The organism is Arcicella lustrica (assembly GCF_034930985.1).
Classification (GTDB): Bacteria; Bacteroidota; Bacteroidia; order Cytophagales; family Spirosomataceae; genus Arcicella; species Arcicella lustrica.
The window spans coordinates 546,446-560,489 of record NZ_JAYGIM010000001.1 but is presented as its reverse complement, the minus strand read 5'-3'; the positions used below and the strand labels follow the sequence as shown (position 1 = coordinate 560,489).

Below are 14,044 nucleotides of genomic sequence, written 5' to 3'. Positions count from 1 at the left end.
TGAAATTTGACATTCTGTCAGTGATGCTAAATTTCAAAAGTTTTAAAAATTGGTCTTTGACATACTTGCCTACACTAGACGGCATTAGATAGTATTATGCTAAACTGGTTTTGCCTCAGTAGTTTCTTCAATTACTAAGTAGTTAATTACTGTAGCATCCCATCCACTACCAGTTTTTTCTATTTCTAATACCAACTCACCACTTGTGGAAACCCTATCATTGATTTTGGTAACTGCTGGGTTACTGTGCAATTCACCATCGGCGATATACGGGTAACTCAAGCCTGTATCCTTAATTTCTATTGCATCACCTATTGTAAATTTTGTCTGATGTCCAGAATACTGAGAACAAGAAATAATATAAAACTGGTAGAACTTGGTATCGTCCAATCCTGTTAGTTTAAGTTTCGCTATTGGGTCTCCATTGTTAAGTTCCAATGCGGTTCTCATTGCATTTTCGCTTCTGATGTACGCCCCTTCTGGTAGTGCATTTGGTGTTGCTCCCGTAAAGCCTGTTTCAAAAGCACTAATTGTAATACCTGTAGATGCACCTGTTGTCTTATTAATAAGATTTACCGATTTAACAATAGTATCGGTAGGGTCTGGTGCATATTCATTAACATTTGAATCACTACTGCTTGGATGGTATGCGCCACGGAAACTAATTTCTACAGTTTGTAAAACCTCATAATTCTCGTTAACTGGCTTGTCTGTAAAAGCTGGAGAACCTACTACCGCTGATTCATCTCTATAAGCAGCTGCTTTGATTTTTGCCATGTGGTAATTAGCACTTTTGGCATTATCACCCATGGAAATTACTCCAGTGTACTGAACAAATGGACCACCATTCGTATTGTAAACAATTTGAGACGAACCTAAAGGATGTGAAAATACTAATGTTCGAGCTAAATTGTCTGCTACTACTGTTGGAGGCTCTGGTTGGTCATTCGCATCAGGTCTTAAACCTGAGAAAGGTCCAGGGTCTGACGGATAAACTCGATTCAAACGGTTAACATCTACATCAACACCATCCAAAACAGCCGTGATTAAACCTTTACCTACACTATTGGCACGCAAAGAACCAAAAGGGTTTTGATTAACAGTTGCCCTTTGTAAATAAGGTACAAATAGTGTATTTTGCCCTCTTGTTAACTTATAGTCCGCTTTGTTTGCTTCTGTAACAGCAAAGTCAGCATTACTAGGAAATGTCCATTCTACATAGCGGTCAGTAATTGAGTCCGCTATTAAAATGTTATTGTTTTCTTCCAGTGGCATATCGGCAGGGGTCATTAATCTACCATATAGTCCTTGAAGAAAAATATTCCCTCTGAATTTGCGTAAATTCTTACAATCGTAAATGAAAAGTTTAAACTGGCAGTGAATCATATCTAAACCATTCAAAGCAAACATATAGCTTGCGTTGGTAGGGAAATAACAATTTTCAAGTCTGATATTTACACCTGTTTCAATAAATTGAGTATAAGCCTCTTGCCCACCTGTGATTTTAATTTCAGTTCCTTGAACATTCTTCAATAAAGCATTTGAACAATTTTCAAGCTCACCCATATCATATAGTTTGTCTCCAGACAGATTATAAATATTTTCAATCGTATAGCCACTTGTCAATTTTAGTACCAAAGCGGGAGAGTACCTTCTAGTAGAGTTTGCAATAATTCCACCTTTTCCTACAATTCCTGCATTTCCTGAAGTATCATCTAACTTAATGTTTCTGATAATCATATTGCAATTAGGGTTTGTGAGTTCACCATTAATTCTAAATGAACCGCCCCACACATTACGTACAGTTATGTTGTCAATTTCAAAATTATGAATTCCTAAACCAGCAGTACCACCATCTGTTGCTCTAATACAACAGAAGCCCCTATCGAAAGTAAGGTCAAAGAATTTACAATGGTGTCTTTGGTCACCTCTAATGATAGTACCTGCATTTGCTTCAATGTCGGCATTTCCTAGCTCCAGATTCCTTAAAATTGTATAACTTCTTATATTCCAAACTGTTCCAGCAAGCCCTTGAACATCAAATTTAGGTTTGATTCCAGCAGCTCCTTGAAAGGTAATCCAATTTGTACCATTGTTATATACAGGATTGTACTCACCGTCCAACAAATAGGTAGTTTGGGTATTGAATTGAACAGTTATATTTTCGGTAATATTAGCTGTAGGCAACCAAGCATCAAGTTCCTCTCTTGTATTACAACCGAATAGTACAGTACTACCATTTGATTTTTGAACCATGATGGGAGATGAACTATTTATTGTCCCTGTTATATCTACGGTACTGACTAAAGCGGCAGATGGCACTCTATCTGTAGCCTCTCCCACACGCAATGCAAAATCGCCCATTGGTATATTAATATCACCAATTGAAATAGGGTTACTAGGTATAGTAAGCCAAGTAGGTGAAAATGAACTAAAATTTGGACAGTATTGATGGTCTGAAAGCGAGTATGCTGGATTCAACGTGAAATAAACTAAGTTGAGTTCATCATCAATCACCATATTTGTTGGAGCATCAGGCGTAATAATCGTTGAAGTACCCTGTAAATTATAACCAACCAAATTGATGATTTTTTGTCCAGTACCATCAGCATAGAATTTAATATACAAATCTACATTCGGCTGATTAGCCGTGTGTACTCTAATCCAAGTAATACCACCGTCTGTACTGTGTTCATAGTAAATACTTGAACCTGTAGTCCGAAATCTCATCAGCCCTTTTGTAATTGCCTGAGTCGATAAGCCAGAAGTATCACCTTCTTTCCATTCTTGCTTTCCTGCGTACTTTCTAGTGTAGAAATCCATCCCTGTAAATCCTTCAGGGTCAGGAGTATAATCTAAACCTAGAATAATACCATTGGTATCTTCTACGTTCCATTGTACAATTGAACTTGCTCCTGCTAATATTTTAACGTTAGCTACACCAGAAGCATTTGGAGTAGTTGACGTTATTGTATTGAAAGCAACTTGCATACTGTTCAACTCAATAAATTCTCTTACAGCACCCAGTTGAACAGCTACATTGTTTGTTACTTGATAATTTGTAAATGTATTTACTGCAAAATTGTACAAAGATTTCAATGCACCTTCTGAGGCAGAGTAGCTTACTGAAATTGTAGATGATTTGAATAACTGAACATCAAACTTTAAAATCACTTTAGTTTTGTCTAAAGGAGGTATATATATTGTTGTTACAGGGTGAAAAATAGTTCTTCCAGCAAATTGCTCTATGATAGAAAAGGCATTGATAGCAGTTTGCTCATCTTTCATCTCTTCATTAAAAACTAACTCTATTGTAGAACCTAGAATATCTGTATTAATAGATAAAATAGTTGGCGGTTCATAAGAAGGTGTAGTAGTTGTACCTCCTGCTGTAAAACTAAATGGAGAAAATGAACCATCATTATAAGATTGTATTTTATAAAAGTAGTTCGAAGATGCTACTAAACCAAAATCTCTATAAGTCCGTAAATTAATTGGAATTTGAGCTACTTGAACATAAATTCCATTTGCTTCATTACTTCTAAATAAATTGAAATTTGTAGCATTTACTTCTTCTAAAATTGGGTAATACCACTTTAATTCAACATTGCTTGATGTTGATTTATCTTGAATAAGGTTGGTTGGTTCAACCAAAACTCTTGCTGTTTTTCTTTCGACTGTAACTGATACTTGAGATAGTTTTTCTCCATCTACAAACTGCACTCTGAAATAATAAGTAGTATTAGGTGTTAATCCAGAAATAGTAGTTTCTGCGTTATCTCGATAAACTTCCTCAATAATTGCAAAACCTGAATTTGCTTCAGTACTCATATAGATACGAGCCTTGTTTTGACCTATATTTTCATCTATCCAAACAACTTTAATACTTGTAGGACTTAAAATTTGAGTTTTTAAATCTTTAGGAGTTTTTAATACTTTCGTTCCAACTAGAGAGGTTTTAATTATTAATGGTAATGCACTAATTGTTGTTGTAATGTATTTAGCACTGGAGTTTATTACCGGTATTAAATTAAATACAGTTCCATTTATATCTTGCTTTACCTCTTGTTCTTCAAAATTAATAGATTCAATTATAGTAGCTGAGTTACTAACTTTTAATTTAAGATTATATGAACTATAGTCATCGACGGCTTTCCATGCAACTAAAATAGTATCATCAGTATCAATGTTTTTATAGGCAAAAATCCAAGTATCTAGCGAATAATCAACTACAATATCAAGTTCCGCAATACGCACCACTCCAGCTTCTATAACCGTATGTGAATAAGTAAATCCTTCTAGTTCTGTTTTGAAAGCTGCAACATACCAAAAAGGCAAAAGCCTTTTTCTGTTAGGTGAATTATAATACTCGATACCCTCTGTAAGCATAGAAGTATTAAACTTTTCACGAAAAACCTGTTGAGGTCCTAAGCTTTCGAGAAAAAATGGATTTGCTTGACCTGTTTGCCCATATATATATTGACAAACAACATCAAGTCCTAAACTATTATAAATCATATATGACCTTAATAACCCATAAGCTTTAAATTTTGACCTATCAATTGGGTCAAATTTATCAAATCCATAAAGAGCCTTATAAGTTTCATCATAACCAAATTCAGTGACACCAATGTGACAATTTTGCATCTCTAAAGAACGAAATGTATTCAAAATTTTCGTTCTATGTATTAACTCTCCATACTCTGGCATTAAAGCGTAACCCTCAGCACTTAAATCATAAGTCGGCATATCGTTTAATTCAGAATAAGTATTATAGTGGTGAAAGTTAAGGAACTTAATAGGATAATTCCCTTTGCCTCTATACACGTCCCACCACATTTTCATTACTCTTATATAGTCAGTGTTTATAGAAAACATACCCGGCATAACAAGTACTGCATTTGGGTCAGCACCTTTTAAGCCAAATCCAACTCCTAATTCACCTTTATGTCCATCCCAAAGAGCAGACAAATAAGCTGCCATTTCTTCTGGATTAAAGAAAGCAGATGCTCCATGCCAGTGTCTATCTCTTTCATTACCAAATTCATAGTATCTAACGTATCCTAAACCTTTTCTACCATCATTTTCAACGAATTGATTATATATTTCTGGTGCATCAGGATTAAATCCCCACCGATAAGCTAATGCTCCTATAATACGAGCAACATGACTATAACTATGCGGGTTAGTTGTTACGTTTAAGTCAAATTGATTTAATCCTTTATTTAAAGGTTTTGCGTTTGTGTTGTCTGAATCACGTAAATACACAAAATCTGCAACAATTGTAATGCAAAAATCTTTAATTCCAAGACTCTGCATTTCTTCAAATTTTTCTTCCCAGTTAACAAAATCGGAAAGAATAGAATTCATTTGTATATCATCAGGATTTGTAGATACAACTCCAGGCTCTCTATATATTCCGCTCATTAACCAATAAGCATTTGTATAAAGCCTATGGAAATTGGATACCTGAGCAGTCCAATCCAACTGATTTTCGTCTGCAAAAAGGTTTGTCCCCATTACTTGTGATAAAGTTTTTTGCGGAACAAAACTTTTGTATTTTTTCCCTAAAACACCAGAAGAACTTTCTTTTGTACCATAAGGAATAAAACCATTATACCAAGAATATCCTCCAGATACTGCAAGAACTATATATTTTACACCAGTTTTAGCTATACTATTAATTGGAATTTTAGTCCAACCTTCTATCATATTAATAGGATTTGATTCTCTGTCGAAAGCTTCAATCAAATTAATACCATCAGCACTTGTGTATAGTTTGAAACGATTATTTGTTCCAAACAAACAATAAATGTGATCCACAGTGTAAAAATCATCTAATTCAATGTAAATTTTGTAAAATCCTCCAACATTGAACCATGAAATTTCCCAAGTGCCATAACTTGATGTAGCGGCTACTTCTAAGAAAGGAGGAGTTCCTTCGGGAATACCATTGTTATCAATATAATAATTCTGAACTTCTGCCAACCTTTTAAATTCAGGATAATTTGTAAGCATTTCGCCTTCAGCAAAAGCTACCTTAGCTAGTGGTTGATATATTTTATCAGAAAAAATAGGAATTCGTTTAGGAATAGTTGGTGTGCCGTCTAAGGCTGTAGTAAAGAAAGTTATCGTATTACTTATTGTAGAAGTTCGTGTTTTTCCGAATGCTATCTTTTGCGAATAAATAGCCACATAATATCTTTTTCCAGACTCAAGGTTTGGTATAATGTAACTTTCTGCTGAACCTGGAGAAAGTGGTACAATTTTAAGTACCTTACCATTTTCTGCGTTACCTGAAATACTTGAAAGCGATAGTATGAGATAATACAAATCTGCTTTTGAATTATCATTTTCTTCAAAGCCCTGTGGTGCTGACCACTTTATTTTAGCTGATACAGTATCAACAATTTCAAGAATTAAGTCATTTATTGGTGATGGATTGTTAATTGAAACATCACTTGTCAATTTTTCTGATGTCCAATATACCTTTTGGTCATCTGCTCGCCATTTCACCTCTGTTACACCAAATGGAGCAAATGCTAAATTAATAAATCCAGCATCTCCTTCTGGCATATTGACAATATGACCACCAATTTCATCTTGATGAAAATGAATAATACCACTTGTTCCAGCGATTTTAATTTCTTTCGTTAAATTAACTGTGTCTGTTAAAACTACTTTTTGAAGTTTCATATTAGATATTTAAAAACCCATTTAATGGAATTACATATTCAAATTCTGCATTGTTTTGAGAAGATATAAGGGTAAACCCACTAGCATCGTGTAGATAGGTTGATTTCACATTACCCTTCGTCTCATCTACTGCTACGACAATAATTCGTTCGTCTTCAGGTGCTAAGTCAGGTATCAATGCGAAAGAATTGACATGAATAACTAAATCTCTATCAATTAAAGTCTGCACTTTATCATAGAGATTATTTATCACAATACTATCTACTTCGTTATCCTTATTGCCTGTTTGTGGAATGTTCGAAGAGCTTGTTTTCCTTTTGATGTAAGCCGAGAAATACCAGAAAAACCCTGCAAAAGTTGCAAGGATTGAAAGAATGATAAGGAGAATTGTTTTCTTGTTCATAATCTTCTTTTGACCCAGCCAAACGCTATTTTGAATACAAAAAATAAGAGAATCAAGACTAAAAGGAAAACAAACCCTATTGTATATACGACCTTCTTATTTTCTTGTATCGCTTGAGAAGCCAATAGGGTTGTTTGTTGTTTTTGCTTATTTGCCTTAGCTACCAAAAGCAGATACAATTCAGTATCCTCTTTACTTGCTTCTGCCTCTGCTTCATAAAGCTTTTGGATTTTTTTACTATCTTCAATTGATTTTTGGGCATCTTTGTCAGCAAAGAATATCCCAATTTGAGATAATACTTCAACAGCAATTGAAATTGGCTCGAATGCAACCATTTTGAATTAAGTAATTGGATTTTGTTTTTTGGATGTCCATCCAAAAACAGCTTTAAAGACTAAGTAAATAATCCCAAAGGCTAAAGCAAGCACAGAGGCTACTAGCAACCAATTGGTTATATTGTTTGATTTTGCTCGATTGGCTAATTGAGTAGCCTCATTAGTTTTTGTTTCTGCCTGTGCTTTCAGGGCATCGTAAAGGGCTTGGTCAGCCTTACTGGCTTCTGCCTGTGCCATCAGCTTTTCAGCCTCTACATTAAGCTTTGCTACTTGCTTATTTGCATCACCATTAATCCACGCCGATGCAACATTAGTAAGCGATGAAACGATACTTGATGCGGGGTCTCCTGAACCCGTATTAGTTTTATTTGAACCTGAACCAGAACCAGATGCGCCAAAAATCCCACCAATTACATCTAAAAAACTACCACCTGTTGAAGAAGAATCATTCGTTTCAGTAGTAGTCTTTGTGGGTGTGGTAGTAGATGGCGTTGAAGAACCAATAGGAAGCGATGTTGTTGAACTTTTTGAATTAAATAGACCCATTTCCTTATTGTTTATTTTTTTTGTCTTGTCTGCCTTTCCACAATAAAACACCACCTATAATTACTGATATAAACCCAAAGACAATCAATACAATTGTTGTAAGGTTTAATGAACTATTTCCAGCGGCATTACCCGTTTGGGGAGTTGTACCATCAGCCAGCTTATCAATAATATTTTGCTTTTTTTTAGCAGCTGCTTCAGTGGCTATTTTTTCTTTGTTCAGGCGCTTGTATCGTTCCTGTTCAGCCCAAACAGCATCTAGGGTAATAATTTCTGATTTCACATAGACGGGTCTTCTTTCCTCTCTGTATGTACCTTGACCCCACCCCAAAAATCCACTAGACTCCCTAACAGTCACATTAAAACTCATCAACTGGTATTCAATACCTCCATCAATAATAACTTGACCTAAAGCAATTCCTAATTTATCCCCTATAAGAAGTACTAAGTCTTTTGGTGGCTCTGCTGCACCATCTGTATCACCATAGAAGGATTGTAAAATTTGCTTATTGCCGGGGAAATTTGTCGTTTCATAAGCGAATTGCTCCCCAGGAATACCCACATAACATTCTGTATCTTTAGTAATTGCTGCCATTGTTAATATTTGGATTTAAAAATCTTTCCCAACAAAATGATTAGGAAAAAAACTAGGATGAATACTCCGAAAAACCACATCAAAAAGGTACTATTTATGTCTTCACTTGCTTGCTGTGGAATATCTTCACCTTGTTTAATGAAATACAGTTTGCCTTTAATTTTTAGGGCGTTGTACCATTGACCAGCTCGCTGGAAGATTTGATAACCTCCATCTACAATTGAATAAGGTTTTGGTATCAAACCTAGGTGGTCGTATTTTGTACCATCTACGTGGATTGCATTATAATAAGACGGATAAATAAAGTCAGTTACAAATACATCATTGATATAATATCCAATATCCAATCTATTACCCGGGTCGCCTAACTCTACCAAGAATGTAGCGGTTCTATCCGGAAACTCAGGGTCTGTACCAACCAGCCTATTTTCAAGAAATGGATTAATACACATTTCTATGATTTCTTCGCTTACTACTTTTTCAAATCTACTTTGTGTAAAATCAAAGTCTGTCCAATTTCTGTAAATAACCTTACAATAAGCTCTTCTAGCATCTCCAGTACCCGTAAAAGAATGGTAACCATTTATTCCAGTACGCTCTGGAATAGAATCAACTACTGTTGCTATCCAGTATTCATTTGGCACTTCAGATTCGTACTTAAACGCAACAACGTCAGCTTCAATACCCCAATGCGGAGCAACATCCCTTTGCATTTGGATTTGAATAGCCGAAGCTATTTCGGTAAGTTTAGTAAAACCAACTTTAGCGGAAATATCTACCAATGCAACTTTTCTTTTTGTATAAGCCATTACTATAAAATTGGTGTTTGCGGGCTTTGATTAAATTGGTTTCTTGCAAGTCGTTTTCTATTCGCACTTCTAATTAATAGAAAAATAAGTACAGGAATTAGAACTATCATTGGCATAAACCAGAGCCAATTTGCTTTTAACCAAGTGAGTACTGGATTGGCTACCTCTGTTTCAGTTTTAACATTATCAGTATCACTATTTTCAGTATCATCAGTGCCGTTTGTCACGGGTTTATTTGATTTATTTTTGCCAAAAAAATCAAATAAACTCTTCGCAAGGTCGATTCCTTTTTCAAAGATATTTTTATCAGAAGAGGTATTTGCTGAAACTGGTGTACTATCGTTTACAATAGAGTCTGCTAGATTAAACTCCCTTGTATTAAAAATTACATAGAATTTTTCTCCGTCTTTTTCAAATTCTGTAAACTTGGTGGTATCACCTAAACCCGATACATTTTCTTTGGTTACTATACCAAGTAATGCACCGTAACCAGTACCATAGCTTCTTGATGAAATGGTAGGTGCTTCAAAATATTCTACGTACTCAATGCCATCATTGACGTACAGGTATTTTCCAATAATTGATGCCATTTGATTATTTGTTTAATGCCGATGATGGCACACGCTTAACGCCTGAATTAATAATCCATCTTCGTAATTGGAGTGGGCTTACTGATGATGGACGAACTGATGGTATCGGCAAAGAAACATGGTTTTTAATGGCTTCATAACAGATTTCTGAACAGAACTTACTATTCTTATGCTGAACTGCTATCCCATAAACCATGCCTATTACCCCCAATTTATCATAAGGTGTTCCTTCATGATTTTTCATAAACTGATACACTTCACGCCAATTTTCAGAAGGGAGCATATAAATCTCAAAAAGATTAGGTTTCTTGATGTTCTCCCATTTTTCAAAATCAGTTCCTTTGCTTCCCCACGAAGATGCTCTCAGGTTATCCAATTCATCAAAAATGATTTCACAGTGTACCCAATCACCTTTAACTCCCAAAAGCATTATTCTTTGCTTGAAGTAATTATCAATATTTTTGTAATGCTCAAACAGTAGGTGCATTTAGCTTTGGATGTTTAGGTCGTTGAAAATTATATCTACCGAACCGTTTGGTCCTAAAATATTGGTGATGTAGTTTGCCCCCACAGCATGGGCTTTCACTTTTCTGTAATACTTGACAAGCTCATCCATTTTCAAATCTTGCGTACCGTCATTAATCATTCTACCTTCCCCACGGTTATAGGCAAAAATCCAGCGATAAGTATTAATAAAGCCATATTTGAAGGCTAAACCACTTAAAGTTGCTGCGCAAGCATGAATGTTAACATCTGGTTTAAGCAAATCTTTTTTTGTAAGAATAATTGTGTTATTCTTGATTAATCCTTTATCCTGAAACGGCTTCAATTGTGCTTTTGTAATCCAACCAATAGTCGGGTATCTAAGTACTGAATCTTTGGCAGTCGATAGAGAAATTTGAGCTAATCCGAGATAAATACCTGAAGATGAAAAGGCAGAATCTTTTACACTAACAGAATCATCATGCTCTACGGCAATAATACCTAAAATGATATGAGCAGGAATTCTATGTACATCTGATGCTTCTTGAATAATTTTACCGTAGGCATCCCAAACAGACTTAATTCTTACCTTATTATCTTCTCTATTGGTTGCTGACCATTTTACTACACTTCCAGTACTTATTAGTTTAGTCATTGGATAAAATGACTGTTTCGTAGCATTTGCAGGTACTGTTTCTGTCAAAGAATTGAAGAGCTGTCCAGAAATTTCATATTGAAAATTATTTTTGGCAAAACCTAAATCACGTGCTTGGAAACCAGCCTGATAACTAGAGTCTGGCTCATAAGTGTTTAAATCAAGTTTAGCAGACACTTTTTGTGGATTGTAGTTTAGAAAGTAATATACACCGAATAAAAGCACAAAAAAGGCTACGACAATTAGAATGAATTTTCCTGTTTTCATGATAAAATTAAAATGCTGTACTTCATCAATACAGCATTTTTGGTTTAAATGATAAAAATTACTTGATTGATTTCAGAATTGCTTTTGGCGAAATTGACTTTACTTTTTCAAAAGCAATTTCTTTAGCTTTACTTCTTGAAATGTTGTAATGTTTCACCGTTACTGTTTTCTTCACACCAGAATTATGCTGAATTTTTTTGGCAATTTGGTCAACTTGCTGAATGGTATATTTAGGTGTTTTACCTAATCCTTCCAATTCGCCTAAACCCTCCCCCAAACCTTCACCCAAACCACGTTGACGAATTAGGACTTTTTCGGAAAAATCGTGCATCGTTTTACCGTGTTTTACCTCATAAATATTACCTCTTTCCTTGTCGTGTTCAGCCGAAACAACTGTCATGACTTTACCTTTATACTTTTTTAAAGTACCGATGTAAATTACTTTATCACCTTTTTTAAATTTAAACTTATGAGTCTTCTTTTTACCCAATCCAAAAATTTCCATGTTATTGTTTTTTTATTTTAAAATTTCTTTTCTTAAAAATTTGCATCCAGACAAACAGCAATACGACGATTGAAACAGATACGATTATGTTGCCTACTTGATAATTTTGATAGTAATAATTGGTAGAGTCTTCGGGTTTCAAAAGCATAGATTTATCATAAAAAACAGGGCATTTGCTGTCAATAAATTGCTTCACTTCTGCATTAATTACCTTACCATCTTTGTTGTAATCTAAAGCCTTGTTACCTGAATAAGCACTAGAACCTTCGGAATAAAGTACATAACTGTCGGGCTTTCTATAAGATATAGGATAGTGTATCAATTCGTATAACTCATAAGCCGATGATGGAGCAACTCCGTTTGCATCCTTGATACGCTCTTGAATATACGCTTTTGCATATTGCATATATCCTTTCCAAGAAAGCTTTCGCAATTCTGTGATGGATATACCAAGCCCAAGTGCCGTTGAAGGGGTAATTTGTATGTAACCATAAGCCCCAATTGAATTACTTACAAGTCTCAAATTTGACTCCGCATACATGATTATCATCAACCAATTTGGGTTCGCTATTTTGCAGTCTTTACAAATTTGCCTAACAACTACCTCAAACTCATTTTGATTTTCCTTCTCTATATTTCCAAGATATACTAACATTATTGTAGCTTTATTTTGTGCCGTCGCTTGTATTCTTTAGTGGCATTGTACCCAATCCAAACGATTGTGATGATGGTGGCAATCAAGGATAATACCCAACCCCAATACTCCATCTTGGGTGTTACTTTATTTTCATCCATCTTCGTTTATTGATTTTAAATTTAATTTCGAATGAAGAAGCATTTGAAATAATTTATCAATTTTCTGCTCTAACCTATCAATTTTCTCATTGAGAAGTTTTTCGTTTTTAGCTTGACCATTTTCAAGCGAAACGATTCTCCCTTCAAGACCTTTTATTGCAATCTTAACATTTGAAATCTCTTCGGCATTTTCCTCGTTCTCCTTCGACCTTGTGTCGATTCGTTTTGAAGTAATATTTGAATTAGATGTAAATACATAAACAATAAGACCTACAAAACCTGAGCAAATTAAGCCTATCATAATGGTGATAAGTTCCTTAAAATTATTTCCCATTTGTTTTTAAACGATTTAGTGGTGTACACCTGTAGATAGCTGATTTAGGGCGCCATTTAATGTAAACGCCATCACCATCTCTATCCACACCAGTTACACCCGAACTACTTGTATTACCTTCCAATATTCTACACATCGTTACTTTGGGGTCGGGATTCCATTCATAAACTGAACCGATGTGCCTTATTTCTGCATTTTTCCCAAACTTGTACCCAACGGGCCAACCGAATTCTGGAGGTCGTTCAATTCTAAGATTTGGGTTATAACTACCAAGCTTATCGCTAAAATACTCTCTGGCTCTGGCTGAACGTACCGTTAACTTTACATCAATTGAATAGAATAAAAAATAATAGAAACAGGCACACCATGCGGGCTTTGGCTTCATGGCATTCAGCCATTTGGCTACTGAGACACGATAAAGGTCAATTTGGTAGCCATCATTATTACCCGTTTCCTCTCTCACATTCAATTGAGCTAGGATTACCTTTTTTTGAATGGCTCTAATTTTTCGGGTTGAATCTAAATTAGATTGCCCGAAGCTAAAGATATTGCACAGTAAAAGCGCAATGCAAAGTATGCGAATCTTAACCATAGTCTTGTTTGGGGTTCAGCATTGTAGAAATCACTTATTTTATCAAGGGTCAAGTATTTGTTACTATCACCATATCTTGTTAAGTAGTTATCTTTTACCTTTTCCAGCCCAATCAAAAGGACTTCGGTTAAAAGCATAAACACCAACACAGCTGCGGCTTTGTGCAATGTTACAATGGCATGAACACCCGCATCTGGATACAAAGTAATTATCACATCATTCAACCAAAAGTATAAAAATGATGTTGCAATCGTGATAAGAATAAACACCAAAGAATTTTTGTTTTTATTCTCATTTCTGAAATCGTTTAAAGATGACACTCCATCCTTTTCTAGTTGCACATCTAATTCTTTTTGTGCTAAAAGCAAATTCTGTTCAGCGTCTTGAAGAGCTTTACTTTTTTTCATTATAGTTTTTGTTAAAGGGGAGTTCGAAAACT

Annotated in this window: 14 protein-coding genes; all 14 read right to left on the bottom strand. The window is 35.0% G+C overall.

From position 1 onward, the window contains the following. Nucleotides 1-99: 99 nt before the first annotated feature. The 14 genes from VB798_RS02310 to VB798_RS02245 all read right to left on the bottom strand — a co-directional run bounded on the left by VB798_RS02310 (nucleotide 100) and on the right by VB798_RS02245 (nucleotide 14,012). On the bottom strand, nucleotides 100-6,696 hold the full coding sequence (locus VB798_RS02310) for a fibronectin type III domain-containing protein (protein WP_323255540.1): 6,597 nt from the start codon (nucleotides 6,694-6,696) through the stop codon (nucleotides 100-102). 1 nt (nucleotide 6,697) lies between these two features. Beyond that, on the bottom strand, nucleotides 6,698-7,099 hold the full coding sequence (locus tag VB798_RS02305) for a hypothetical protein (protein WP_323255538.1): 402 nt from the start codon (nucleotides 7,097-7,099) through the stop codon (nucleotides 6,698-6,700). Further along, on the bottom strand, nucleotides 7,096-7,434 hold the full coding sequence (locus tag VB798_RS02300) for a hypothetical protein (protein ID WP_323255536.1): 339 nt from the start codon (nucleotides 7,432-7,434) through the stop codon (nucleotides 7,096-7,098). Before VB798_RS02300 ends, VB798_RS02305 begins: the two co-directional genes overlap by 4 nt. A 6-nt stretch (nucleotides 7,435-7,440) precedes the next feature. Continuing rightward, nucleotides 7,441-7,980: a hypothetical protein gene (locus VB798_RS02295; protein ID WP_323255534.1), complete on the bottom strand. Its 540-nt coding sequence runs from the start codon at nucleotides 7,978-7,980 to the stop codon at nucleotides 7,441-7,443. 4 nt (nucleotides 7,981-7,984) lie between these two features. Beyond that, complete coding sequence (locus tag VB798_RS02290) at nucleotides 7,985-8,575, bottom strand: hypothetical protein (RefSeq protein WP_323255532.1); 591 nt, start codon at nucleotides 8,573-8,575, stop codon at nucleotides 7,985-7,987. Between the two features lie 2 nt (nucleotides 8,576-8,577). Beyond that, nucleotides 8,578-9,384, bottom strand: coding sequence for a hypothetical protein (locus VB798_RS02285; protein WP_323255530.1), 807 nt, complete (start codon nucleotides 9,382-9,384; stop codon nucleotides 8,578-8,580). A gap of 2 nt (nucleotides 9,385-9,386) precedes the next feature. Further along, the gene (locus tag VB798_RS02280; protein WP_323255528.1) at nucleotides 9,387-9,974 is read right to left on the bottom strand and encodes a hypothetical protein; all 588 of its coding nucleotides are present in this window, start codon (nucleotides 9,972-9,974) and stop codon (nucleotides 9,387-9,389) included. A 4-nt stretch (nucleotides 9,975-9,978) separates the two neighbouring features. Further along, nucleotides 9,979-10,461: a hypothetical protein gene (locus VB798_RS02275; RefSeq protein ID WP_323255526.1), complete on the bottom strand. Its 483-nt coding sequence runs from the start codon at nucleotides 10,459-10,461 to the stop codon at nucleotides 9,979-9,981. Then, entirely contained in the window at nucleotides 10,462-11,379 is a 918-nt protein-coding gene (locus VB798_RS02270; protein WP_323255524.1) for a transglycosylase SLT domain-containing protein, read from the bottom strand. It abuts the gene before it with no gap. A gap of 58 nt (nucleotides 11,380-11,437) precedes the next feature. Beyond that, on the bottom strand, nucleotides 11,438-11,884 hold the full coding sequence (locus VB798_RS02265) for a hypothetical protein (protein WP_323255522.1): 447 nt from the start codon (nucleotides 11,882-11,884) through the stop codon (nucleotides 11,438-11,440). Between the two features lies 1 nt (nucleotide 11,885). After that, nucleotides 11,886-12,539, bottom strand: coding sequence for a lysozyme family protein (locus VB798_RS02260; protein WP_323255520.1), 654 nt, complete (start codon nucleotides 12,537-12,539; stop codon nucleotides 11,886-11,888). Nucleotides 12,540-12,671: 132 nt separating this feature from the next. Continuing rightward, on the bottom strand, nucleotides 12,672-13,013 hold the full coding sequence (locus tag VB798_RS02255; RefSeq protein WP_323255518.1) for a hypothetical protein: 342 nt from the start codon (nucleotides 13,011-13,013) through the stop codon (nucleotides 12,672-12,674). After that, nucleotides 13,003-13,605, bottom strand: coding sequence for a hypothetical protein (locus VB798_RS02250; RefSeq protein ID WP_323255516.1), 603 nt, complete (start codon nucleotides 13,603-13,605; stop codon nucleotides 13,003-13,005). Before VB798_RS02250 ends, VB798_RS02255 begins: the two co-directional genes overlap by 11 nt. Then, the gene (locus VB798_RS02245; RefSeq protein ID WP_323255514.1) at nucleotides 13,533-14,012 is read right to left on the bottom strand and encodes a hypothetical protein; all 480 of its coding nucleotides are present in this window, start codon (nucleotides 14,010-14,012) and stop codon (nucleotides 13,533-13,535) included. Before VB798_RS02245 ends, VB798_RS02250 begins: the two co-directional genes overlap by 73 nt. Nucleotides 14,013-14,044: the final 32 nt, after the last annotated feature.